This is a genomic window from Streptococcus suis, from assembly GCF_016775005.1.
Taxonomy (GTDB): Bacteria; Bacillota; Bacilli; order Lactobacillales; family Streptococcaceae; genus Streptococcus; species Streptococcus suivaginalis.
This window is the reverse complement of sequence record NZ_JAEUXI010000007.1, coordinates 1-25263: the sequence shown is the minus strand read 5'-3', so window position 1 is coordinate 25263 and position 25263 is coordinate 1. Positions and strand designations below refer to the sequence as shown.

The window sequence follows — 25263 nt, the reverse complement described above, 5'->3', positions numbered from 1 at the left end:
TTTAATTGGAGGTATGTATGATTATTGATCTAGATGATGCGCAAGAATTAGATTCTAGCATTACACAAGAAACCTGTGACGGTTTGGAAACCATGGTCCGAAACCTGACTAATAACAATTTTCAGTTGATTAAATTCCGCATCCGTGGTTTGCGATTGTCTGGAAGCACAATCAAGGCCAGTAGTGGTCGTGTGGATATCTTCCAATCTGGTGACACAATTGAAATCAACGGCACGGACTACAACGATGGTCTATACATCGTTGAGAGTGTCTCTGACAGTGTAATTACTGTCCGTGGGGATTTTATCACAGAAACCAATTCGGGTGCCATAGCGACGAAAATAAGCTATCCTGCGGACGTGCTGACAGGTGTCAAGAAGTTGATTGCTTACGATGCCAAGATGCGAGACAAAGCCGGGATTAAGTCCGAAACAGTGGCCCGCTGGTCCGTGACCTATTACGATGTGACGGCTGCCGAAAGTTCAGAGGGCTACCCAGTCAGCCTACTTGGTTTTTTGGACAAGTACCGAAAGCTGAGGTGGTCATGATGCTAGCATTTTATCTATTTAAGCGTAATTTGGTTGGCGAAAATGAATTGGGCCAAGAAATCTTTGAGCATAAACGCGTAGCTGTATTTGCAGGATATATGGATATGCTGGATGGCAGTGAATCAACAGACAAACTAGCCTACCTTGAAGATAGTACCCATGTCATCTTGACTAAGGACATGACAGTCAATGCTGAAATTGACGACAAAATCGAAGTAAACGGAAAAACCTATGAGGTGACCTATGTTGATGATCCAGTGAATATTGGACATCATCTGGAAATCTATGTCAAAGGTGTCCACTGATGAAATTTGTAGATAATTCAGCAGCCGTCAAGAGAGAACTTGAGCGAGCGATGATTAGAGGACTCATAAAGGCTGCGTTATTGGTTGAAGGTCAGGCTGTGCTTTTGGCACCTGTCGGAGAAACCGGAGGCTTACGAGACAGTATTGGCTACAAGGTCAATGAGAGCGAATTGGTAGCCTATGTCGGCACCAACTGCGAGTATGCTATCTATGTTGAATTTGGTACTGGTGAATTTGCCGAAAACGGAAATGGTCGCAAGGGCGGCTGGTTGTATAAAACGCCTGACGGTGAGGTGCATTTTACTTACGGAATGCCGCCGCAACCGTACCTCAGACCAGCTTTTAGGCAAAATCAGAAAGCCATAAAGGACATTCTAGCAGACTGCTTGAGAGATTTAGGAGGGTAGATGAAAGAAGTAATCAAAACAATCTTAAAAGAGCTGAAAAGCATCCACAACGAAAGCTACTACATCAAGAACTCTGCTAAGACTGTTAAGTATCCCTATGTGGTCTTTGCAACCAGCTTGACCAATATTGATCGTCACGCAGACGGTTGTTACTTAGATGTGGATGTTTTTTGTAACAAAGGACTGGATCAGGTCGAAATCGAAACATTATCCGAAAGCATCAAGATGCACTTTAGACATTTTGACAAAATGCTCGAAGATTGCTACATGCGAACGCAATTCCAAGCGATGCAGATAGTGCCAACTAACTTGGACGACCTGCAACGACGGAATTTGCGTTTTTTTATTAAATTAGATTGGAGAAAATAAATGAATAAAGCAGCTGTGAAGCGAACTGGCTACACCACCAGCACGCCAAAGCATTACTTGATTAATGCGGGCGCGATTTATAAAAATCTAACCTGGAATCCAACAGGCGGTAAAGAAGGCACTGGACAATGGGAAGGTGATTTGTTAGGTGCAACTGCCGGAGGGAACAAGGTAACAGTTGAAGTCAATTATCGTGTAGTTGAGATTGACGGTGTGTTTACGCCCGCTGTTGGCCAAAAAATTCTCGAGAGCCAGACGGCTAAGATTGAGACGAATGTCAAAGAACTGACTGCCGAGAATATCCGACTATCAATTAATGGGGAAATCAAAGAAGCTGATGGAACGGATGCGCCGACAGGTTACAAAGTGATTTCCGGCAAATCAAAACTCGAAAACACAGATTATATCGAAAACCTCGGTATCGTGGGAACGATGTCCGGGACAAACGACCCAATTATCGTTATCATCGATAATGCTTTATGTACTTCTGGTCTTGACTTTGAGACCAAAGATAATGAAGAGGCGGTCATCACTATGACTTTTGAAGCTCATGCTGACGAGGGACAGGTTGATGATTTGAGCCTGCCGTGTCGTATCTATTTCCCAGAAATTGCTTAATAGGAGGTCTACATGTCTGAAAAACTAGAAATGCGTGAGCTCAATGGTGGCGACATCTTTACGATGTTGTCCATCATTGGCAAGCTCGACATCAAGGAAGAAGTTGTTTCTTTGATTGAACGACAATATGGTGCTGGAAAAGATGTCATTCCGTTAGCTGATCACAAAAAGAAAAAGCCGACCAAGAAGGAACAAGAAGTTGCGAATACCGAGTATCAAAAACGTGGCATGGTGTTGGTAACTGACATCGGCTTTGCTATCTTGCGTCATGTTAACGATGCGAAGGCTGATGTCAACAAATTCTTGGCTGACCTAACTGGTACGAGTCAGAAGGAAATTGAATCATTGAGTATGCTTGATTACTCAAAATTATTGATTGATTTCGGCAAAAAGGCGGAACTCAAAGATTTTTTCCAATCTATTGCTTCGCTGTTGGGTTAGATATCCATAAATTAAGAGATATACTTTTCAAGCGGTACGGAAATCCAAAGACTTTGCTAGAGACCCAAACTCTCAGTGAGGCTTTGGATTTTTTTATGTACCTGTTAGATGAGCAAGATAAAGAGGAATTGACTGACATCTGGAAATCAAAAGATGTAGACATGTCATTATCTGACTTTATCAAGAGATACTCGAAAAAAAGTTATCTTGAAAAGCAAAACAAGAAGCAACAATCGAAAGAAAAAGACCAAGAAGCCATTGCCTTGGCTGAATCTATCTTGAAATTACCAAAGAAAGGAGAGTAAAGCATGAACATTTTTGAATTGTTTGGCAAAATTGGAATTGATAACAAGTCTGCTAATAAGGCTATTGATGAAACAACAGGCAAAGCCGAAGGAGCGCACGGGAAACTCTCTGCGGTATTTGGTAAGATAGGGCAACTTGCGACCAAAGCAGGGAAGGTCATGGCTACTGGTCTTGCCATTGGTATTACTGCATTAGCTGGGCTTACAGGCGCAGCAACCAAACATTACGCCGAGTACGAGCAATTGGTTGGTGGTGTCGAGACTCTTTTTGGGGCAGGTGGAAAGTCACTAGAAGAGTATGCACAATCTGTTGGCAAGAGTGTAGATGAGGCATCTGGTGAGTATAACAAGCTCATGAACGCTCAAGAGGATTTGTTAAGCAAATCCAAAATTGCATACAGGACCGCCGGTCTGTCTGCTAATCAGTATATGGAAACGGCAACATCATTCTCTGCCTCGCTGATTCAATCGGTTGGCGGAGATACTGAGAAAGCCGCTAAACTTGCTGACCAGGCTATTATCGACATGTCTGACAATGCGAACAAGATGGGTACCTCGATGGAATCCATCCAAAACGCATACCAAGGATTTGCCAAGCAGAACTACACGATGTTGGATAACCTTAAGCTTGGTTATGGCGGAACAAAAGAGGAAATGCAACGCTTGCTTGATGACGCCGAGAAAATCAGCGGAATCAAGTATGATATTTCGTCGTTTGCTGATGTGACTGAAGCTATCCATATCATGCAGGAGCAAATGGGAATTGCTGGTACGACTTCGAAAGAGGCAGCATCTACCATTTCTGGCTCTGTGGGCATGGTAAAGGCTGCCTGGGAGAACTTCCTAACTGGTATGGCAGACCCAGACCAAGATTTTGGTGAATTGGTTGGAGGGCTAACCGAGGCTATCGGTATCGCTCTCGAAAATATCGTTCCACGGCTTGTTGAGGCACTGCCACGATTGATTCAAGGTTTATCTCAAGTGATTCAGATTTTAGCTGGATACTTGCCACAAATCTTATCAGCACTGCTACCTGGTTTGATTACAGGTGCGACAGAATTGCTAGGCGCACTTGGTTCAACATTGCCAAGTCTATTTATGATTTTGTTCGACCAAGTCTTACCTCAAGTATCTCAGGCGTTTGTCACGTTTTTGGAAAAAGTCTTCTCAGTTCCTGAAGGAAGTTTCCAAGGATTGACCGAGGGACTGAATTTAGCTTTCGCTACCATCAGCTCGATATTCGATGTTCTTTTTGGCTCTATGAGCGAGAAGGACAATATCGACTTACTTACCAAATTAGGGATGGATTCCGGCACTGCTGAGACCATCATAACAACAACGACTCAAATTGGCGATACAATCAAATCTTCGTTTGAAACTGCTGTCGATATCGTTACGGAAGGTGCAGGCAAGGTTTCTGATTTTATCTCATTGTTCGAAAAAGGCGGACCGACAGTTGATGCCTTTAAAGCTGCTATTGTAGGTATTACAACTGCCTGGGCAGGATATAAGTTGGTAACAGGCACTATTCAAGCAATAGAAACGGTTCGTAATACCTTACTTGCTGTTGGAAACGGGTTGATGTTGGCCCGATTTGTCCAATCCGGTGCTTTAACAGCAGCAGAAGCAACCCAAGCGGCAGCCACAATGGGAGCAAGTGGTGCCTTTGGAATTTTTAACGCTGTCCTGTCTGCTAATCCGATAATGATTGTCGTTATGGCAATTGCTGCGCTTGTTGCTGCATTGGTATGGTTCTTTACGCAGACCGAAACAGGCAGACAAATGTGGTCATCTTTTATGTCCTTTCTGACAGGTATTTGGAACAGTGTCGTCTCAAATGGACAGGCTATTTGGACCGCACTATCAACGTTCTTCACTTTCATTCTCAATGCTATTTTTAATACTTTTTCATCGATTTGGAGTAATATCGCATCGTTTATTAGCAACATCGTAAACGGAATTTACAATACAGTAACTTCAATTTTTCAAAACGTATGGACGACTGTCACGAATATATGGAACGGTATTAAAGATACTACTTCATCGATTTGGAGTAATATCACATCGTTTATCAGTAATACTGTAAACGGTATTTACAATACAGTAACTTCGATTTTCCAAAATGTGTGGACAACGGTCACGAACATATGGAACGGTATTAAAGATACCATTTCAAACGCTATCAATGGAGCAAAAGATATTGTGTCAAACGCTATTGAGACAATAAAGGGATTATTTAATTTTGAATTTAAATGGCCACATCTTAAAATGCCTCATTTTAGTTTTTCTGGCTCCATGAACCCGTTAGAATGGGCAGAGAAAGGCGTACCTAGTATCGGTGTTGAATGGTATGCCAAAGGCGGTATCATGAATGGACCGACCATTTTCGGTATGAACGGTAATAACTTAATGGTCGGTGGAGAAGCTGGTCCAGAAGCAGTGTTGCCATTGAATAAGCCGACAATGAGCATGTTGGCTGGTCTCATAATGGAGCAAATGTCGGACAAAATCGTTGTTGAAGTACCTAAACAGGAAACTCAACCGCAACCGGTATATTTGCAGGTTGACGGGAAAACTTTTGCCAAGTTGCTGATAGGGTATATTAGCGAAGAACAGGCTCAAAGAATGATAATTGTTGATCAAGGAGGTACGGTTGGTTGGTAAGAGGATATGCAGTAAATTTTAACAACAGGAACTCATTCGACGACATGGGATTGAAGTTGACATCTATTGATATCGGTATTCCGGACAAGAAAAAGGTTATGGTTTCCATTCCTTTTTCAAACGAGAATTATGACTTTTCTTCTGTGTATGGCGGGCAATTGTACGAGCAGAGAACGATTACATGTAAATTCGAGCTAGAAAGTGCAACGATAAATCCCAGATTGTCATTGATGACTCTGCGGACACAGGTTGTTAATTGGCTGTTTGGCACTATCGGTTTGACTCGTTTCGAATATGAGGGATTACCAGGTTACTACTTCCTAGCCGAAGTACAACAAAATGCTTCGTTTGAGACAATCTGGAAAAATGGTGCGTTAGAAGTTCCATTTAAAGCCTATCCCTTCATGATTTCCGAGAAAGCTGAAGGAAGCGATATCTGGGATGAATTTAACTTTGAATTAGACGCATTCCAAGATATTGCTTTCGATGTTAAAGGTTCGCTTGACATTCTATTGGTCAACACGGGTATCAGTTTGGCACGACCAGAGATTACGTCGACTGGCAACATGACATTGACTATGCGGAATCAACAATTCAGCATCATTCCAGGTAGTCGTGTTTATGACTTTTTCACACTCGAAAAAGAGAATGAAATTCGCATCGAAGGGAACGGCAGAATTTCGTTCAAATGGTTTAAGGAGCTGATTTGATGTATGCAGTTAGTTTGATAAACGGTGCCAACGTGACACCGATCCATGATTCAATGGCCGGCGGGAACAAGCTCTTGTCGGCCATTGTTAAATTTGAAATCAATAAGATTGCCCAGTTTGATTTCCAGTTCTTACCAAATAATGCTGGCTACAAGGCTCTTATCAAGCCCTTGCAGACCATGGTCCAAGTAGTCAATATGCGGACAGGTAGAGAAGTATTTTATGGCCGTATCGCTCCAATCACAAATGACATGGCTGAGAGTGGAGTATTTACATTCGCATACAATGCCAAGTCAGAGCTTGACTTTCTGAACGACAGCAAGCAACGGCAACAAATCTACCGCGGGAAGAAGTCTGAATTTGTAAAGCAGGTATTAAAATTCCACAACGATAACCTGGAATCTTATAAGGAATTTTTGCCGGGCGATTTGACAGACCTAATCGCGACAGGTGACCACATGGAAGCAGATGTCGACCCTGCAAAATCGACTTTTGCCACGTTGACAGACCTTATCCTAAACGAGTATGGACTAGAGGTACAGATTCGCAAAGAGAACGGCAAGAGGTACCTTGACTTAAAGAAACAGATTGGTGTCGACAGCGACACAGAAATCAAGCTCTCTGTCAATTTATTGTCATTAAAACAACACATCAACCCAGAGGGTATCGTGTCACGATTGCTAGTCTACGGCAAACAGAACAGTGAGACAAATCAGCGTGTCAGCATTGCATCCGTCAACAATGGGAAAGACTACATCGATAGACCTGATTTGATTGCCGAGTATGGTATTAAGATGGAGACTGCCACCTTTGATGACATAGAGGACCCTGCTGCTTTAAAACAAGCAGGAGAGAGCCAGCTAGCTACTCAAAAGGCAGTAGCCTATCAATACTCTGTCTCGGCAGTCAACTTGTCACACATCAATCCAAACTTTGACGAGTTTGAGGAAGGGAACACATACAGGGTCATCAATCCTGTTATGTTTATTGACGAACGATTGAGAGTAGTAGCACGGCAGATTGACCTAGTAAGTGTTGAGCGGTCTAATTTGACGATTGGTGACAAGTTTAAGTCTGCTGAAGAGTGGCAACTGGACAATGTTCGAAGAAGGACAAAGCAACTGGTCACGACCAGACAGCTAAAAGAGCAACAGAGCCAACTTGAAGAAGTCCGAATTATTGCCAGCTCGACTGCAGAAGCTGTTGAGACTGTCAACACAGCGGTCTCGGAGCAATCAAGCCAGCTATTGTCAGCACAAGACAAGCAGAAGTTGGATTATTTGCTCGTAACCAAAGAAATCAATCTGGACGAATTGATAACCAGAGTAGAAGCATTAGAAAGGAAATGATAAATGGGAATTGATAACCACTTAAAAGTAATCAAGGAAGGCGTCTTTGGCCGAGATGTCCGACAAGCTATCCACGACGGCATTCAACAAGTCTACGAAGATGCAACAGTGGAACACGGTAATACGGACATGGAAGTGGCGAAAGCGAGGGGGGAGTTTGGAACACTCGCAGACCATTTGAAAAACATTCATGCCAAACTATCTTCAAAATCCGATGAAAGTGAAATCAAGCAAATGTTGCAAAACATGGCATCGGCTAGTCCAAAGGGAACATTCGCTAATATTGCAGCATTACGTCAAGCCAAACCAAATGGAGATACAGGCACATATATCACAACCGACAACAAAAATTGGAATTACTGGAACGGTTCTGATTGGGTTGCAGGCGGTATCTACCAGTCTAGCGCAGTGAGTCCTTATGACACTTTTGCTTTTGTTGCCGGGGATAAACCTATCAATTTCAACAATTCAAGCAAGATAATTGAGATTACAGGGAATAATACCTATCTTGTTCAAGGTCAAGTATATGCAATAGTGAAAGAATCAGTGCCATATCCGACGTCATCAGCCTGGATTGTCATTGATACGACAACAAAACGGATTAAATCAGCAGGAAATCCGACAGCTACCGATATTATTGTAGGTGCAATCTTTAACCCAGATACAACATCCCCAAAAATTACTTTTAATGGGATGTACTCCATTGACAACTTACAAGCGTTGACAAACCGTGAAGTGATTCCTTTCAGTCAGTATTCTCTATTTACTAATAATGCCAATATTGTATTCGACAGTAAGCGCAATGTATTAAAATTCCCACAGACAAATGTAATCATGGGTTCCAAAGAGAATTGGGTTCAAGCGCAAGAATTGCAATTAAGCGGATCAGCAGGCTACATCCTATTCAATACTGCTAATAACAAGTTTGAAACAGGCGCTGCTAATCGCCAGGATTTGATAAATGTTGTTGGATATTATCATTTAGGTAGAGGTTATGTGCATCTAAATACTACTACACTCAATATGCGTATCAAAAAAATAGCTTGCCTAGGTGATTCAATAACTGAGGGGGTCAATGCAGGTGGATGGCAATGGCACCGCTACATTGACCAATGGTGCAAAAATAATGGCATTGAGTCAACTGTAGTCAACCTTGGGATTGGGGGAACGTCAGTTTGTACATCTAGTTATGTGACTGACCAGCTCCAGCCTTTTGTCAATCGTTTAGACACAATCCCGTCAGATGCAGATGTTGTTGTTATTTTTGGTGGTACAAATGACTGGGGAAATAATGCGACGCTTGGTACTATTTCAGACACTGGAATAAGCACATTCTACGGTGCATACAAGCACATTTTAGAGTGGCTTGCCATCAATCGTCCAAATGCTAAGGTCATGACCATGACTCCATTGAAACGCTATTACCGTGGCGGTGGCAGTGTTTGGGTTAATGCACAGACTACACCGAACAATAAAGGAAATCTTTTGCAGGATTATGTTCGAGCTGTCAAAGAAGTTTCTGACCTTTATGCTGTGCCGTGCGTTGATTTACACAACGATTCTGGATTGAACCCAGTTATTGAAACGGTCCGAACAAAATTCATCGGTGACGGTTTACACCCAACTGCAGAAGGGAACAAAAAGATGTATCCAATCATCTTGGACAAAATGCGTCCGCTATTGGAATACGATTAAGGAGGTATCAATCATTGCCAATCGAACACGCAGAAAGAATAGCTCAAAGCCAAGTTGCTTGGGCTATTTTGTTTATTTTATTATTCGGCTTCGTTATCCGCTATCTGATTAAGACATCAGACAAGCGAGAAGCTAAGCTCATGGATTTTCATGAACAGGCTAAGGAAGAAAGCAATAAGCGGGAAGACCGCTTGATGAACCATCTTGAAAAAACTACCGCAGAAATGGGAGCTATGGCCCGTGAAATTGGTGGGCTAAAGGGTGAAGTGTCACTGATGAGTGACCGTATTGAAAAAATTGAAAAAGGAGAATGACCATGAATCAACTTACTGAACTTATGATTGGATCAGCAACAGGAATCCTAGCTATTGTAGCCGGAATGATTGTCCATGAGATCAAGAAGTATCTGTTGACCAAAGGAGGTAAGCGAGCCATTGAAATCACTGAGATTTTGGCACGTAATGCGGTTAATGCGGTTGAACAAATTACTAAACTAGACCAGGATAACCATGTTGATAAGCTAGATATGGCTAAGCGACGTGTGACAGGTCAGTTAGCAAAGTACAACATCTATATGACAGACACGCAGTTGGAAACATTTATTGAAGCGGCCGTTAAGCAAATGAATGATGCATGGAAGGAGTAACTATGGGAGTGAATATTGAAACTGCTATACGTTGGATGAGTGATCGCAAGGGTCGTGTGACCTACTCAATGGATTATCGGAACGGTCCGAACTCTTTTGACTGTTCTAGCTCGGTTTACTATGCGCTTATGTCCGCTGGAGCTATCTCAGCAGGTTGGACGGTCAATACTGAATATGAGCATGATTGGCTCATCAAGAATGGCTACAAGTTGATTGCTGAAAATCAGGACTGGGACGCTAAGCGTGGGGATATTTTTATTTGGGGCAAACGTGGACAGTCAGCTGGTGCTGGTGGTCATACTGGTATTTTTATTGACCCTGACAATATCATTCATTGTAACTACGCTAACAACAGCATCACCATTAACAACTACAATCAGACAGCGGCAGCTAGTGGCTGGATGTATTGCTATGTTTACCGCTTGGCTAACCAAAGTACACCCTCAACATCAGGAAAAACTCTTGATACATTGGTCAAAGAGACTCTTGCTGGAAAATACGGAAACGGAGATCAGCGGAAAGCAGCTCTTGGTAATCAATATGAGGCTGTCATGGCAGTCATCAATGGCAAAGCTACGGTACCTAAAAAGACTATTGACCAACTGGCTCAAGAGGTGATCCAGGGGAAACATGGCAACGGTGAAGACCGTAAAAAATCCCTCGGCCCTGACTATGACGCAGTCCAAAAACGTGTGTCTGAATTGCTCATAAAACAGCCCTCAGAGCCGTCAAAGAGTCCAGAGGTAAAACAGGCCACGGAATCCAAAACAAGCCAATCTGAACCAACTAAACAAACCACAGAAAGCAAAGAAGAAGGAGACCTATCTTTCAATGGTGCTATCTTGAAAAAAGCTGTGCTAGATAAGATTCTGGCTAACTGCAAAAAGTATGATATCTTGCCAAGTTATGCCCTGACCATTTTGCACTATGAGGGCCTATGGGGCACATCTGCAGTTGGTAAAGCCGACAACAATTGGGGTGGCATGACCTGGACAGGCCAAGGCAACCGTCCAAGTGGTGTTACGGTCACACAAGGCTCTGCCCGTCCATCAAATGAAGGTGGTCACTATATGCACTATGCCTCTGTAGATGACTTTCTTACAGACTGGTTCTATTTGCTTAGAGCTGGTGGCTCTTACAAAGTATCAGGAGCTAAGACTTTCTCAGAAGCAGTCAAAGGAATGTTTAAAGTTGGTGGTGCAGTCTATGATTATGCTGCTAGCGGATTTGACAGCTATATTGTCGGGGCGTCAAGCCGTCTGAAAGCAATCGAGCAAGAGAACGGTTCATTGGCCAAGTATGATACTGCTACCGTCACAGATGTCGGTAGCACAGACAAGATTGAGGTCAACATTGAGGGGATTGAAATTTCTATCAATGGTGTTACCTACACACTTTCAAAAAAACCAGTTTAAGATAAGACACAGAAAGCCCTTAGGTGTAACAACCTAGGGGCTTTTTTTCGTGCTCAAGATAATCTCAAGTTAGCTCAAGATACAGTAGAAAACAGTAGGAAACAGTAAAAATACAGATTTTTAGATATTATTTTCGATTTTAATTCAAAAAAACAAACTTTTTGCGAATTAATAGATGGGAGGACAAAAAATGACAGAAGTACAAGTAATTTTCGAAGAAGCAATTAAAAACGGGTGGTTTAGCGAAACAGTAACGATCGTTCGTCGTGATGGTGAAATATTCGATTTTGTGTTGCCAGGGGAAGAAGTCAGACCGTGGGAAGTGGTAAGCGAGGAGAAGTTGGTGGATGTGATGAGGGAATTAAAAAAGACCTTGTCCAGAGGTCGGGGAATAGTCGGGGAGAGGGGTTAGAATCCCTTTTGTAGAGGCTTTCTCCTTTTTTTGGTATAATTAGAAAGATAATAAATAAAGGAGACCGACATGTCAGTATTAGAAATCAAAGACCTTCATGTGGAAATTGAAGGCAAAGAAATCTTGAAGGGTGTGAATTTGACCCTTAAAACAGGTGAAATTGCAGCCATCATGGGACCGAATGGAACAGGGAAATCCACCCTTTCAGCAGCTATCATGGGCAATCCAAGTTATGAAGTGACCCAAGGTGAGATTCTTTTTGATGGTGTCAATATTTTAGAATTAGAAGTCGATGAACGTGCCCGCATGGGACTTTTCTTGGCTATGCAATACCCGTCTGAAATTCCAGGGATCACCAACGCCGAATTCCTCCGTGCTGCTATGAATGCTGGTAAGGAAGATGAAGACAAGATTTCTGTGCGTGATTTCATTACCAAGTTAGATGAAAAAATGGAACTCCTCAACATGAAAGAGGAAATGGCAGAACGTTACCTCAACGAAGGTTTCTCAGGTGGTGAGAAAAAACGCAATGAGATTTTGCAACTGCTCATGTTGGAGCCAACCTTTGCCCTTCTTGATGAGATTGACTCAGGTTTGGACATCGATGCGCTTAAAGTCGTGTCAAAAGGAATCAATGCTATGCGTGGTGAAGGCTTCGGTGCCATGATTATCACTCACTACCAACGCTTGCTCAACTACATCACGCCTGACGTTGTCCATGTCATGATGGAAGGCCGTGTCGTGCTTTCAGGCGGACCAGAATTGGCACGACGCTTGGAAAAAGAAGGCTATGTCCAAGTTGCAGCTGAGCTCGGCATTGACTACAAAGAAGATGACATTTAAGTCTTTGGAGGAAGCTATGACCAAAGAAAAAATTCAAGAATTTTCAGCCTTGCAGGCAGAACCAACTTGGTTGACAGACCTGCGTCTTAAGGCTTTTGACAAAATAGCAGAGCTGGACTTGCCGGTTATTGAGCGAGTCAAGTTTCACCGCTGGAATTTAGGTGACGGAAGCCTAGCCACAAATGATGAAATCGGTGCTGTTCCTGATTTTACAGCTATCGGTGACAATCCTATGTTGGTACAGGTTGGCAGCCAAACTGTTCTAGAGCAGTTGCCGGTTGACCTTGTAGAGAAGGGTGTAGTCTTTACAGACTTCGCATCGGCTATGGACATCATTCCAGATGTACTTGAAAAATACATCGGCGCTGCCGTAGCCTACGATGAGCACAAGTTAGCGGCTTACAACACAGCTTATTTTAACGCAACAGCTGTCCTCTACGTACCAGATAATGTTGAAATCGACCAGCCAGTTGAGGCCCTTTTCTACCAAGACAGCACTAGTCCAGTTGCCTTTAACAAACGTGTCCTCATCATCGCTGGAAAAAATGCCAAGCTTAATTACCTGGAGCGTTTTGAAAGTCTGGGTGACGGAGCAGTGGCAACTTCAGCCAATATTGTTGTAGAAGTAATTGCTCTTGCTGGTAGCCAAATCAAGTTTGCGGCCATTGACCGCCTTGGTAAGCATTTGGATACCTACCTCAATCGTCGTGGCTATCTCGGAAACGATGCAACGATTGACTGGGCGATTGGTCTGCTCAACGAAGGAAATGTGGTTGCCGATTTGGACAGTGAATTAAAAGGAAACGGCAGCCATGCCAACCTCAAAGTTGTCGGCCTTTCATCTGGTCGTCAGGTACAAGGTGTGGATACGCGCGTGACCAACTACGGTCATAATTCGGTTGGACACATCCTGCAACATGGGGTTATCTTAGAGAGCGGAACCTTGACCTTCAATGGTATCGGACACATTGTTCGTGGTGCTAAAGGTGCAGATGCCCAGCAAGAAAGCCGTGTCCTCATGCTGTCTGACAAGGCTCGCTCCGATGCCAACCCAATTCTCCTTATCGATGAGAATGAGGTCACAGCTGGACACGCAGCCTCAATCGGTCAGGTAGATCCAGAAGACATGTACTACCTCATGAGTCGTGGTCTGGACCGAGCAACTGCTGAACGCTTGGTTGTTCGCGGTTTCCTTGGCGCAGTCATTACCGAAATTCCTGTCAAGGAAGTTCGTGACCAACTGATTGCCGTGATTGAAGAAAAACTAACAAAGAGATAAGATATGGATTTGGAGCGCATTCGCAAGGATTTTTCAATCCTAGACCAAGTTGTTAACGATGAGCCGCTGGTCTATTTGGACAATGCGGCGACCACTCAAAAACCGCAGCAGGTACTAGATGTGCTAGCGGATTATTACCAGAAGGATAATGCCAATGTTCATCGTGGCGTTCACACCCTGTCGGAACGGGCAACGGCTCGCTATGAAGCGGCTCGGCAGAAGGTGGCAGATTTTATCCAGGCCAAGTCTAGCAAGGAAATCCTCTTCACCAGAGGAACGACCACCAGTCTTAACTGGGTGGCTCAGTTTGCCAGAGAAATTCTCCAGCCAGATCAGGAAGTTATAATCTCAGTTCAAGAGCACCACTCCAATATCATCCCTTGGCAGCAAGCCTGTCAGCAAACAGGTGCTAAGCTCCGCTATGTGACCCTAAAAGACGGCGAGCTGGACATGGACCACCTACGGTCGCTACTGTCCTCTAAGACCAAGTTTGTCTCCCTAGCCCACGTATCCAATGTCCTAGGTGGCGTGGCTCCTATTGGAGAAATAGCAGAGCTGGTGCATCAGGTCGGTGCCTACTTGGTGGTGGACGGAGCCCAGTCAGTTCCCCACATGACCGTCAAGGTGCAAGAATTAGACGTGGACTTCTATGCCTTTTCAGGTCATAAGATGTTAGGTCCAACAGGAATCGGCGTTCTCTACGGCAAGGAAGAATTGCTCAATCTCATGTCGCCTGTTGAATTCGGTGGTGAGATGATTGACTTTGTCTATGAGCAGTCAGCCACTTGGAAGGAATTACCTTGGAAGTTTGAGGCAGGAACGCCCAATATTGCAGGTGTGATTGGGCTGGGAGCAGCCATTGATTACCTAACGGAAATTGGCATGGACGCTATCCAGGCCCACGAGGCGGAACTGGTTGACTATGTCTTTCCAAAATTGCAGGCTATTCCAGGCTTGACCATTTATGGCAGTCAGGACCTGTCCAAGCGGACGGGAGTTATCGCCTTTAACTTGGACGACTTGCATCCACACGACGTGGCAACTGCTCTGGACTATGAAGGTGTTGCTGTGCGGGCTGGCCACCATTGTGCCCAACCGCTTCTCAGGTACTTGCAGGTGCCAGCCACCGTGCGAGCAAGTTTTTACATCTACAATACCAAGGCCGACTGTGATAAGTTGGTTGAAGCAATCATCAAGACAAAGGAGTTTTTCAATGGCCCTATCTAGATTAGATTCTCTTTATATGGCAGTTGTGTCTGAACACTCCAAGTCGCCTCGTCACCGCGGAAGTTTGGACGGAGTGGAAAAGTTAGAACTCCACAACCCAACCTGCGGCGATGTGATTGAACTATCAGTTAAGATTGAAAAAGATGTGATTACCGATATTGCTTTTGACGGAGTTGGGTGCACCATTTCAACCGCATCAGCTTCTATGATGACCGAGGCAGTGCTCGGAAAAGAAATCAGTCAGATTCAAGAGCTGGCGGAAATCTTCTCACAAATGGTCCAAGGGCAAGAAGACACACGTCAGAAGGAACTGGGAGACGCCTCCCTTCTCGCAGGCGTTGCCAAATTCCCCCAACGCATCAAGTGTGCTACACTTCCATGGAATGCCCTAAAGAAGACAATCGAACGGAGTGAAAGTGCTGACTGAGCACCAATATAGTCATTTAGTTTTTCTTTTATTACTTCGTTAACTCGCTTTGCCGTACTCCAGTACTGTCTGCAGCTCGTTGCCTAGTACTAAAAGTAAACTAAAAGACTATAAATAAACAAAAAACGAAAATCATACAGAAAGGATTGTTCAGTTTCTGATTGGAAATGAAATTGAACTCGCCCAGCAAGTATTTAAGAGAGCGTAACTGTTATTTTCATACTTTTTGGGCTTAGTATCGTATATTATGTCAGAAGAAAGAATTGAACCAACCCCGATTGATCTTGGGGAATACAAATTCGGTTTCCATGACGAGAACGTGGAACTGGTGGCTTCGACTGGTAAGGGTTTGAACGAAGAAGTCATTCGTGAAATGTCCCGTATCAAAGGCGAGCCTGAATGGATGCTGGAATTCCGTTTGAAATCCTACGAAACCTTTAAGAAAATGCCTATGCAGACCTGGGGAGCCGACTTGTCTGAACTGGATTTTGATGATATTGTTTACTATCAAAAACCATCGGATAAGCCAGCACGTAGCTGGGATGATGTACCAGACAAAATCAAGGAAACCTTTGAACGTATCGGTATTCCAGAAGCTGAGCGTGCTTATCTGGCAGGAGCTTCTGCCCAGTACGAATCAGAAGTGGTTTACCACAACATGAAGGAAGAGTACGACAAGCACGGTATTATCTTTACAGATACCGACACGGCTCTCAAGGAACATCCAGAACTCTTCAAAAAATACTTTGGAAAACTCGTTCCGCCGTCAGATAATAAACTAGCTGCCCTCAACTCAGCGGTTTGGTCAGGTGGGACCTTCATCTATGTACCAAAGGGTGTTAAATTGGATATTCCGCTCCAAACCTATTTTCGTATCAACAATGAAGGAACAGGTCAGTTTGAACGCACCCTCATTATCGTGGATGAGGGAGCAAGTGTTCACTACGTAGAAGGCTGTACCGCTCCGACTTACTCAACTGCCAGCCTCCACGCTGCTATTGTGGAAATCATTGCCCACGAAGGTGCCTATATGCGTTATACGACTATTCAAAACTGGTCAGATAATGTTTATAACCTAGTAACCAAGCGTGCCCGTGCTGAGAAAAATGCTACAGTTGAGTGGATTGACGGAAACCTTGGTGCTAAGACGACCATGAAATACCCTGCGGTTTATCTGGAAGGCGAAGGAGCTCGTGGAACTATGCTGTCCATTGCCTTTGCCAACAAGGGTCAGGTCCAAGATACCGGTGCCAAGATGATCCACAATGCACCACGGACCTCATCTTCTATCGTATCCAAATCCATTGCCCGTGGCGGTGGAGAAGTTAACTACCGCGGTCAAGTAACTTTTGCTAAAAACTCAGCCAAGTCAATCAGCCACATCGAGTGTGACACCATTATCATGGATGATATCTCCAAATCAGATACCATTCCATTTAATGAAATTCACAACTCACAAGTGGCTCTCGAACACGAAGCCAAAGTATCCAAAATCTCAGAAGAACAGCTCTACTACCTCATGAGCCGAGGCCTATCCGAATCCGAAGCCACAGAGATGATTGTCATGGGCTTTGTCGAACCATTCACCAAAGAACTCCCAATGGAATACGCAGTCGAACTCAACAGACTGATTGCCTATGAAATGGAGGGGTCGGTTGGTTAGATTTTTGGCAATTTAGCAAACATGAGTTTGCTAAAGGCCAAAAAATCTCCAACCGAGGTGGGAGATAGGGAGCGACGGCAGTCGCTCTTCTTTGTAATCTTATAAAAATTCCATGCCTTCCACGCTCGTCGTTTTCTGTAAGAAAACGATATGTAATAAGGAGTTCCGCAGGAACTCTCACCAACTTACTCTCCAACCGAGGTGGGAAATAAGGAGCGACGGTAGTCGCTCCTCTTTGTAATCTTAATAACCTTGTCACAATTCCGTGCCTTCCACGCTCGTCGTTTTCTGTCAGAAAACGATGTGTAGCAAGGGATTCTCCCCAAACCACTGCAAAGAATCCTAAATAAAAGAACACAGACTCTGAAAGGAATCTGTGTTCTTTTTCTTCTATATTAAATTAAAAGCTAATTTATAAATTTTCATTCACATAGCGGACAAAATGGTTCCACCAGGAAACGGGCCAGCTTGCTTCTTTAGCAGTTGATTTTGCGACCATTGTGATGGTAGGTTGATCACCTATATAGCCATTGCCGATGAAGTCAGCATCTGTCAGTTGTAGTTGCCCTACTGTGCTGCCTTTTTCAATTGGTGCAGCAAAGACAGAAGCAGAAGGAATGAAAGAAGCAGTCACAGGCTCGGTGTTTTTGAGACGTAAGACGTAGTGTAAATCGCTAGCTGCGACAGCTCCAATGCTATCTTTCTGTCCGTTAAAAATAGCAACAGAACTAGACTGATAAGCCTGGCCTTGAGCAACGAGTGTTTTTAAGGTAAAGTACTGATATACATAATTCATTAAGTCGTTGGTGGCGACAAATCGGTTATCGGGATTCTCGACACCATCGGTTGCGTTTAGAAGCACGGTGACAATACGCATGTCATTTTCCATAGTAGTGGCAACGAAACTTGCCCCAGCTGTATCTGACATGCCAGTTTTTAGTCCATCTACGCCAGTGCGAGCATAAGTGCCTCCTTCAAGCATGGCATTGGTCGAAGCATAGTAATATCCACCAAAGAGGTAAGTTGCTTGTGAACTAATATCTAAAACTTGTGGATAGTCCAAGAGTAAACGTCGAGCAATATAGGCTACAGTTGTTGCAGATAACATATTTTCATCATCTGTGCTAGAACCTGGATAAATGTTGTCACCTAGAAACGAGTTGCTTAGCCCAGTTGCGTTAACTAAGGTAAAGTCGCTAAATCCCCACTCTTCAAGCTGTTTCTTCATTAAGTCGACAAAGGCGGGCTCGCTACCTGCAACAGCTTCAGCAAGGGCAATAGTAGCGCTATTGGCTGAGGAGATAATCACAGCGTGTAAGAGGTCCTGAACACTGTATTGACGAGCATCTAAATTAACATTGCTAACGGCGCTATCAACTGTTAGAGAGTAAGGATAGTCTGAGATGGTTATTTGAGTATCCATGGACAAGGTCCCGTTTTCAATAGCTTGGTAAAACAAATAAATGGATAGCAATTTGCTAACAGAAGCGACCTTGGTTTTTGTATCAGGATCTTTTGAATAGAGGATCTTTCCTGTTGAAACCTCAAAAGCAAGTGCGTGATCTGCTGCAGCTTGGTATTCTTCAGCATGAACAGTGGATGGTAACACGGCAACAAAGAAAAGACTGAAGAACATGATATAACGTAGTAATTTAATCATACCGACATTATAACACAAAAGACAGTAAAGCATGAACTGAAAGAGAGGATAATTCTAGATAAATCGTGCTGTAAAAAAACAATAGAATATAAATAAGAAAAATAAAATGAAACTTTTGCAAAAAAATGAAAATTTAGTGTAAATAATTAGAAAATTGTGAAAGTATAGATTTTTACGAAATTTTCTGACAAAAAGGTTTTCTTTAAGAAAACTTTATGGTAGAATGTTTTTTATAAACAGTTAGTATACTGTTAATAAATGAAAAAGAAAAACAGAGGTGTTTTATGAAAAAGTCAAGTAAACTTCTTGCCTTAGCTGGTGTGTCGATTTTGTCAGCTTCTGTCCTTGCAGCATGTGGTTCGAGCTCAAGTTCAAAAACAGCTACACAAAATACAACTTTCCCAACTGAAGTATCCAACGAAGGTACTGCAATTAAAGGCGGACAATTGAACTATGCGATTGTTTCACCATCACCATCAACAGGTTTGTTGATTGATGAGTTGACTGACAATACAGTTGATAGCACTTTTGGTGCCATGGTTGACTCTTCAATTTTTGGCTATGATGGAAACCGTAAATTGGATGATTCAGGTCTTGCAAAACCAGAATTCGATACAGAAAACAAAACTGTGACTGTAACATTGACAGGTAAAGATTACAAGTGGTCAGATGGTGAAGCCTTCACAATCGATGACTATATCTTTACTATCAAAGCGATGGCAGACAAAGGTTACACAGGCGTTCGTTTCGATGATACTTACACAAACATCGAAGGTATGGAAGAGTTTGTAGCAGGAACTGCTACTGATATCTCAGGTATCAAGAAAGTCGATGACTACACTGTTGTCTTGACAATGAAGAAAATGACACCTTCTATGATGTACGCAGGTGGCGCTGTTCCAGCTCACATCTTGCCGGAGCACATCTACAAAGATATTCCTGTTGCGGATTGGGAAAAGAGCGAATACTCTCGTACTGCTAAGCACGTAGGTATGGGTCCATTCACTGTTAAAGAAATGGTAAGTGGTGAGTCAGTAACCTTTGCAGCAAACCCTAACTACTTCAAAGGTCAGCCAAAAGTTGATACTGTGAAGATGGATATCGTTTCTCCAGATACAATCGTATCAGAAATGAAAGCTGGTAACTACGATATCGCAGATATGCCAAGTGATCAATTGGATTCTTACAAAGACTTCTCAAACATCACTTTGACAGGTGCAATCGGTTCTAACTACGAGTACATCGGTTTCAACCTTGGTAAATACGATACTGAAGCTGGTACAAACGTTATGAACGAAAATGCGAAGATGAACGATGTGAAACTTCGTCAAGCTATGGGTTACGCATTGGATACTAAGACAGCAGGTGAGAGCCTTTACAACGGTCTCTACAAGCCAGCGAAGTCATTGATCATCTCCTTCTTCGGCGATATCCACGATTCAGAATTGGCAGGCTACACTTACGACCCAGATAAAGCAAATAAATTGCTTGATGAGGCAGGCTATAAAGACGTAGATGGTGATGGTATCCGTGAAGGTAAAGATGGTAAAGAATTCAAGATTACCTTTGCAGCTCGTCAACGTACAGAAGCAAACGAAACTTTGGTACAACAATACCTCGCATGGTGGAAAGAAGTTGGTTTGAATGTTGAATTGTACACAGGTCGTACAATCGAGTTGAACTCATTCTACGATATGCTTCAAGCAAGCGACCAAAACATTGATGTTTACGCAGGTGGATGGTCAACTGGTTACGATCCAAACCCAACTGGCTTGTATGGTGCAGATGCAAAGTTCAACTTCAGCCACTTTGTATCAGATGAAAACACTAAATTATTGGAAGCAATTTCTTCAGTAGATTCATTTGATGAAGCGACTAACCTTGAAAACTATAAAGCATGGCAAACATATGCTTTCGAACAAGCATTCGTCATCCCTACATTTGAATCAGAAGTATTGACTGCGGTTAACAAACGTGTGAAATACTACGACCGTCTCTACGGATCAGCTTCAAAATCAGGATGGGAAAACATTGAATTGATCGCTGATAAAGGTGTCGTTGCAGAATAATATTTTGCTACTAACTCTGAGAAAAAGCCAACGAGAGTTGGCTTTTTTCGAGTTGGTATTGGGAAATACCGGACAAAGAATGAATAGTTGGTCAAAAACACTGTCATTCAAACTGTTTGTTTTTATTAAAATAGCTAGCGCAAACCTCAGAATTGTGATAGACTAATAGCAATATTCTATTTTAATAAGAATGGAAATTTGAATCCTGAGCAGGGCGTTTTACGTACTAGCTGACGATAAAAGGAGGAAAAGCGTGAGTAAGGAAAAACCGCTTTTAGAAATTAAAGATTTGCACGTCGGATTCCGAATTGGCGACGAGTTTTTTGATGCCGTTGACGGTGTATCGATGGAATTGCAAAAAAATGAAATTTTGGCAATCGTAGGTGAATCTGGATGTGGTAAGTCAACCTTGGCAACAACCATCATGGGTTTGCACAATCCCTTGAATACAAAAATTGAGGGCAGTATTCAGTACGATAACAAAGAATTGGTTGGTTTGTCAGAAGACAAATACAACACTATTCGTGGAAATGATATCGGTATGATTTTCCAAGATCCATTGGCATCCCTCAACCCATTGATGACAATTGGTGCACAGATTGATGAAGCCTTGGTTTATCATACAAACTTGACAGCTTCCGAGCGAACAGAACGTGTCTTGGAATTGCTGGCACAAGTAGGTATTCCAAACCCAAAACGTACCTTCAAACAATATCCACATGAATTGTCAGGTGGTATGCGTCAGCGTATCATTATTGCGATTGCTCTTTCATGTAAACCACCAATTATCATCGCTGATGAACCAACAACAGCCTTGGACGTAACCATTCAAGCGCAGATTTTGGACCTTTTGAACGACATTCAAGCAGAAACTAATTCTGGCATTATTCTCATTACGCATGACCTTGGTGTCGTAGCTGAGACTGCTGATCGTGTAGCTGTTATGTATGGTGGACAATTTGTAGAGGTAGCACCTGTTGAAGAGCTCTTTACAAATCCAAAACATCCTTACACTCGTTCTCTATTGAAATCAAATCCACAATCAGAAGGAGAAGGTGGAGATCTTCATGTTATCGAAGGGATCGTTCCGCCAATTACCAAGATGATTCGTAATGGTTGTCGCTTTGCACCACGTATTCCTTGGATTGAAGCAGCAGCCCATGAAGACAACCCAACCATGCACGAAATTGCACCAAACCATTTTGTACGTTGTACCTGTCACGAAACATTCTACTTTGAAGAGGAGGCTTAAGAATGGGATTTATTGAAGTCAAAGATTTAAAAGTTCATTACCCAATTCGTAGTGGCTTCTTTAACCGTGTCACAGATCATGTTTACGCTGTGGATGGTGTCAATATTGAATTCGAAGAAGGTAAGACCTATGGACTTGTTGGTGAATCAGGTTCTGGTAAATCAACGATTGGTAAAGCCATCATTGGTTTGGAACGTGCTACATCAGGTCAGATCTTTTACGAAGGGCAAAATGTGACCAACAAATTACGCAGTAAAAAAGGAAACTTTAACCGTGATGTGCAAATGATCTTCCAGGATTCATTGTCAAGTTTTAACCCTAAGAAGCGGATTTTGGACATTATTGCTGAGCCAATCCGCAACTTTGACCGCATGTCTCCAGATGAGGAGAAGAAGCGTGTGCTTGAATTGCTGGATATCATCGGCTTGAACGAAGAAGCCTTGATTAAGTATCCACATGAATTCTCAGGTGGTCAACGTCAACGTATCGGAGTTGCTCGTGCGCTTGCAAGTAACCCACGCTTGATTATTGCTGACGAACCAGTTTCAGCTTTGGACTTATCAGTTCAGGCCCAAGTTTTGAACTACATGAAACGAATTCAAGAAGAATATAAATTGAGTTATCTCTTTATTTCGCATGACCTTGGTGTTGTTCAACACATGTGTGATGAATTGTTCATTATGTATCGTGGTCGTTTTGTGGAAAGTGGTAATAAAAAAGATATCTATACTAATCCGCAACACATCTATACCAAGCGTCTACTATCTGCGATTCCTGTTATTGACCCTGTTAACCGTGTGAAGAATAAGGAGAAGCGATTGGCTGCAGAAAAAGAATACCAGGATAAACAGGTGTTCTACTATGACGAAAATGGTCGTGTATTTGATTTGCAAGCAATTTCGCCATCACATAGCGTAGCAATGCCAAAGGAAGGAGGTAACTAAGTATGTGGAAAACTATTTTACGTCGTCTGCTGATGATGATTCCTCAAATTATCATTCTTAGTATTATCGCCTTTGCTTTTGCTAAGTTGATGCCTGGGGATCCATTCACTGGTATGATCGACCCATCTATTGACCCAGCTATTATCGAACAAAAACGTATTGCAGCAGGTTACTATGATCCGATTCATATTCAATATTTCCGTTGGATTGGAAATCTTTTGCAAGGGGACTTCGGTCAAAGTTTTGTCTTTAAACAACCTGTCTTGAGCATTATCATGGAACGGATGAACAACACAATTTGGTTGTCACTCTTGACCATGGTTTTGACCTATGCCATTGCCCTACCTTTGGGGATGATTGCGGGACGTTATCAAAACTCTCTTGCTGATCGTATCATTGTTGTTTATAACTTCCTGACCTTCTCAACTCCAATCTTCATCTTTGCAATTCTTTTGCTCTGGATGTTTGGTTTTGGATTGGGGTGGTTCCCAACTCGTGGATCCGTTGGTTCTGGTGTTGAAGGAATTGCGCTAATTTTCAGTCGCTTGCATCATATGATTCTGCCAGCCCTAACGATGGCTATCTTGTCAACTACGGGTACCATTCAGTACCTCCGTACTGGGGTGATTGATGCCAAAGGGCAAGACTATGTACGTACTGCTCGTGCAAAAGGTGTTCCAGAAAAAGTTGTTTATAACCGCCACATCTTCCGTAACTCTATCTTGCCAATTGCCTCATTCTTGGGTTATGAATTGACAGGTTTGATTAGTGGTGCTGTCTTTGTAGAATCAATCTTTACCTATCCAGGAATGGGACAACTCTTTATCACTTCACTTTCTGGTCGTGATTATAGTGTTATCTTAGCCTTGATTTTGATTTTTGGTTTTGCAACACTCTTGGGTACGTTGCTCTCAGATATTATTATGAGTATTGTTGACCCACGGATTCGTGTGAAGTAAGGAGGAGTTAGGTGAGTAAAGAAAATAAAAAACAAACGAATACGGCTTCAACTCCTCCAGGAGGATTCCGTGTTATCTCAAGAGAATTCTTAAAAGATAAGGTTGCCTTGGGGTCATTGATTATCCTTGTAACTGTCTTGTTAACGGTTTTCATCGGAGCACTTTTCTTGAACCAAGAAGAAGTGATGAAAGTAAACTTGATGGGACGCTACCTACCACCTGGTGTGGATGGTCATATTCTAGGAACAGATGAAGGTGGTAAAGACATCTTTGGTCAATTGATTATTGGTGCTCGAAACTCTATCATTATCGGCTTCTCTATAACCATTATCACAAGTATTATTGGTGTATCCTTAGGGGTTGTTTCCGGTTATTATGGAGGCCGCTTGGATGGTTTCTTGATGCGTGTTGTTGACTTTATCATGATTTTGCCAACCTTAATGATGATTATTGTTTTTGTAACAGTTATTAAAAACTATACAATTTTCCATTTTGTGGCAATCATGAGTGTGTTTTACTGGACCTTTAAAGCGCGTTTGTTCCGGACACGGACCCTGTCAGAATCACGTTTAGATTATGTGAGCGCATCGAAAACACTTGGAACGAGCGATTTCATGATTATGTTCAGAGAGATTTTACCAAACCTCAGTTCATTGATTATTGTAAACTTAACCTTGAACTTTGCAGGAAACATTGGTATTGAAACATCACTTACCTACCTTGGTTTCGGTCTTCCATCGACTGTTCCAAGTTTGGGAACACTAATCTCAAATGCAAGAAATGCGGATGTCTTGGAAAACAAGACATGGATTTGGTTGCCAGCAGCAATTTTTATCCTTGTCATGATGCTATGTATTAACTACATTGGTCAAGCTTTCCAAAGAGCTGCGGATGCAAAACAACGTCTAGGATAAAATAAGAACAACTCCATTTGGAGTTGTTTTTTGTATTATTTTTCTTGAAAAAAGTTTCAAAAATCTATTGACAAAGGTAGGTTAAGGTGATAGAATAATGGAGTTGTCTCGAGCGATCAGTTAACAGTGAAGAAACGAAATA

At 42.6% G+C, this 25263-nt stretch carries 26 protein-coding genes; 25 read left to right on the top strand and 1 reads right to left on the bottom strand.

All coding sequences use genetic code 11. The annotated features are described in order from the left end of the window. The first annotated feature begins 17 nt into the window (after window positions 1-17). From JNG37_RS08225 to sufB, 20 genes are all read left to right on the top strand, one after another. On the top strand, window positions 18-548 hold the full coding sequence (locus tag JNG37_RS08225) for a hypothetical protein (RefSeq protein ID WP_158457372.1): 531 nt from the start codon (window positions 18-20) through the stop codon (window positions 546-548). Continuing rightward, window positions 545-853 carry a phage head-tail adapter protein gene (locus JNG37_RS08220; protein WP_158457374.1) on the top strand — a complete coding sequence of 103 codons (309 nt, stop codon included), beginning with the start codon at window positions 545-547 and terminating at the stop codon, window positions 851-853. Before JNG37_RS08225 ends, JNG37_RS08220 begins: the two co-directional genes overlap by 4 nt. Further along, on the top strand, window positions 853-1260 hold the full coding sequence (locus JNG37_RS08215; RefSeq protein WP_158457376.1) for an HK97-gp10 family putative phage morphogenesis protein: 408 nt from the start codon (window positions 853-855) through the stop codon (window positions 1258-1260). Before JNG37_RS08220 ends, JNG37_RS08215 begins: the two co-directional genes overlap by 1 nt. Continuing rightward, window positions 1261-1629 carry a hypothetical protein gene (locus JNG37_RS08210; protein WP_158457378.1) on the top strand — a complete coding sequence of 123 codons (369 nt, stop codon included), beginning with the start codon at window positions 1261-1263 and terminating at the stop codon, window positions 1627-1629. After that, window positions 1630-2247, top strand: a complete 618-nt coding sequence (locus JNG37_RS08205; protein ID WP_158457380.1) for a hypothetical protein — start codon at window positions 1630-1632, stop codon at window positions 2245-2247. A 12-nt stretch (window positions 2248-2259) separates the two neighbouring features. After that, window positions 2260-2688 (top strand): hypothetical protein, encoded by a 429-nt coding sequence (locus JNG37_RS08200; RefSeq protein WP_158457382.1) that lies wholly within the window; start codon window positions 2260-2262, stop codon window positions 2686-2688. A gap of 95 nt (window positions 2689-2783) precedes the next feature. Beyond that, window positions 2784-2993, top strand: coding sequence for a hypothetical protein (locus JNG37_RS08195; protein ID WP_158457384.1), 210 nt, complete (start codon window positions 2784-2786; stop codon window positions 2991-2993). Between the two features lie 3 nt (window positions 2994-2996). Beyond that, entirely contained in the window at window positions 2997-5657 is a 2661-nt protein-coding gene (locus JNG37_RS09930; RefSeq protein ID WP_238336302.1) for a hypothetical protein, read from the top strand. A 44-nt stretch (window positions 5658-5701) separates the two neighbouring features. Further along, window positions 5702-6367 (top strand): phage tail protein, encoded by a 666-nt coding sequence (locus tag JNG37_RS08180; protein WP_158457386.1) that lies wholly within the window; start codon window positions 5702-5704, stop codon window positions 6365-6367. After that, window positions 6367-7716 (top strand): phage tail protein, encoded by a 1350-nt coding sequence (locus JNG37_RS08175; protein ID WP_158457388.1) that lies wholly within the window; start codon window positions 6367-6369, stop codon window positions 7714-7716. The genes JNG37_RS08180 and JNG37_RS08175 overlap by 1 nt, the downstream gene beginning before the upstream one ends. Before the next feature lie 3 nt (window positions 7717-7719). Then, entirely contained in the window at window positions 7720-9411 is a 1692-nt protein-coding gene (locus JNG37_RS08170; protein ID WP_158457390.1) for an SGNH/GDSL hydrolase family protein, read from the top strand. A 14-nt stretch (window positions 9412-9425) separates the two neighbouring features. Continuing rightward, window positions 9426-9725 (top strand): hypothetical protein, encoded by a 300-nt coding sequence (locus tag JNG37_RS08165; RefSeq protein WP_014636661.1) that lies wholly within the window; start codon window positions 9426-9428, stop codon window positions 9723-9725. 2 nt (window positions 9726-9727) lie between these two features. Further along, window positions 9728-10057 (top strand): phage holin, encoded by a 330-nt coding sequence (locus JNG37_RS08160; RefSeq protein WP_158457392.1) that lies wholly within the window; start codon window positions 9728-9730, stop codon window positions 10055-10057. Between the two features lie 2 nt (window positions 10058-10059). Further along, complete coding sequence (locus JNG37_RS08155) at window positions 10060-11472, top strand: peptidoglycan amidohydrolase family protein (RefSeq protein ID WP_158457394.1); 1413 nt, start codon at window positions 10060-10062, stop codon at window positions 11470-11472. Between the two features lie 190 nt (window positions 11473-11662). Beyond that, window positions 11663-11884, top strand: a complete 222-nt coding sequence (locus JNG37_RS08150) for a competence regulator inhibitor paratox (RefSeq protein ID WP_158457396.1) — start codon at window positions 11663-11665, stop codon at window positions 11882-11884. Between the two features lie 69 nt (window positions 11885-11953). Continuing rightward, a complete protein-coding gene (sufC, locus tag JNG37_RS08145) occupies window positions 11954-12727 on the top strand; it encodes a Fe-S cluster assembly ATPase SufC (protein ID WP_158457398.1) in 774 nt (257 codons plus the stop codon). A 16-nt stretch (window positions 12728-12743) separates the two neighbouring features. Further along, entirely contained in the window at window positions 12744-14006 is a 1263-nt protein-coding gene (sufD, locus tag JNG37_RS08140) for a Fe-S cluster assembly protein SufD (protein WP_158457400.1), read from the top strand. Window positions 14007-14009: 3 nt separating this feature from the next. Further along, window positions 14010-15233: a cysteine desulfurase gene (locus JNG37_RS08135; protein WP_158457402.1), complete on the top strand. Its 1224-nt coding sequence runs from the start codon at window positions 14010-14012 to the stop codon at window positions 15231-15233. Further along, window positions 15220-15660, top strand: coding sequence for a Fe-S cluster assembly sulfur transfer protein SufU (sufU, locus tag JNG37_RS08130; RefSeq protein ID WP_158457404.1), 441 nt, complete (start codon window positions 15220-15222; stop codon window positions 15658-15660). Before JNG37_RS08135 ends, sufU begins: the two co-directional genes overlap by 14 nt. A 247-nt stretch (window positions 15661-15907) precedes the next feature. After that, on the top strand, window positions 15908-17323 hold the full coding sequence (gene sufB / locus JNG37_RS08125) for a Fe-S cluster assembly protein SufB (RefSeq protein WP_002938151.1): 1416 nt from the start codon (window positions 15908-15910) through the stop codon (window positions 17321-17323). 412 nt (window positions 17324-17735) lie between these two features. Here the strand turns inward: sufB and pbp3 are convergent, their stop codons facing one another. Next, the gene (gene pbp3, locus JNG37_RS08120) at window positions 17736-18983 is read right to left on the bottom strand and encodes a D-alanyl-D-alanine carboxypeptidase PBP3 (protein ID WP_187321643.1); all 1248 of its coding nucleotides are present in this window, start codon (window positions 18981-18983) and stop codon (window positions 17736-17738) included. Window positions 18984-19267: 284 nt separating this feature from the next. Between pbp3 and JNG37_RS08115 the strand changes: the two genes are divergently transcribed. The 5 genes from JNG37_RS08115 to JNG37_RS08095 all read left to right on the top strand — a co-directional run bounded on the left by JNG37_RS08115 (window position 19268) and on the right by JNG37_RS08095 (window position 25121). Then, complete coding sequence (locus tag JNG37_RS08115; RefSeq protein ID WP_158457406.1) at window positions 19268-21052, top strand: oligopeptide ABC transporter substrate-binding protein; 1785 nt, start codon at window positions 19268-19270, stop codon at window positions 21050-21052. A gap of 253 nt (window positions 21053-21305) precedes the next feature. Beyond that, window positions 21306-22304 (top strand): ABC transporter ATP-binding protein, encoded by a 999-nt coding sequence (locus JNG37_RS08110; protein ID WP_158457408.1) that lies wholly within the window; start codon window positions 21306-21308, stop codon window positions 22302-22304. 2 nt (window positions 22305-22306) lie between these two features. After that, a complete protein-coding gene (locus tag JNG37_RS08105) occupies window positions 22307-23248 on the top strand; it encodes an ATP-binding cassette domain-containing protein (RefSeq protein WP_158457410.1) in 942 nt (313 codons plus the stop codon). A 2-nt stretch (window positions 23249-23250) separates the two neighbouring features. Continuing rightward, entirely contained in the window at window positions 23251-24207 is a 957-nt protein-coding gene (gene opp4B / locus JNG37_RS08100; protein WP_158457412.1) for an oligopeptide ABC transporter permease, read from the top strand. 11 nt (window positions 24208-24218) lie between these two features. Next, window positions 24219-25121, top strand: coding sequence for an ABC transporter permease (locus JNG37_RS08095; RefSeq protein ID WP_158457414.1), 903 nt, complete (start codon window positions 24219-24221; stop codon window positions 25119-25121). Window positions 25122-25263: the final 142 nt, after the last annotated feature.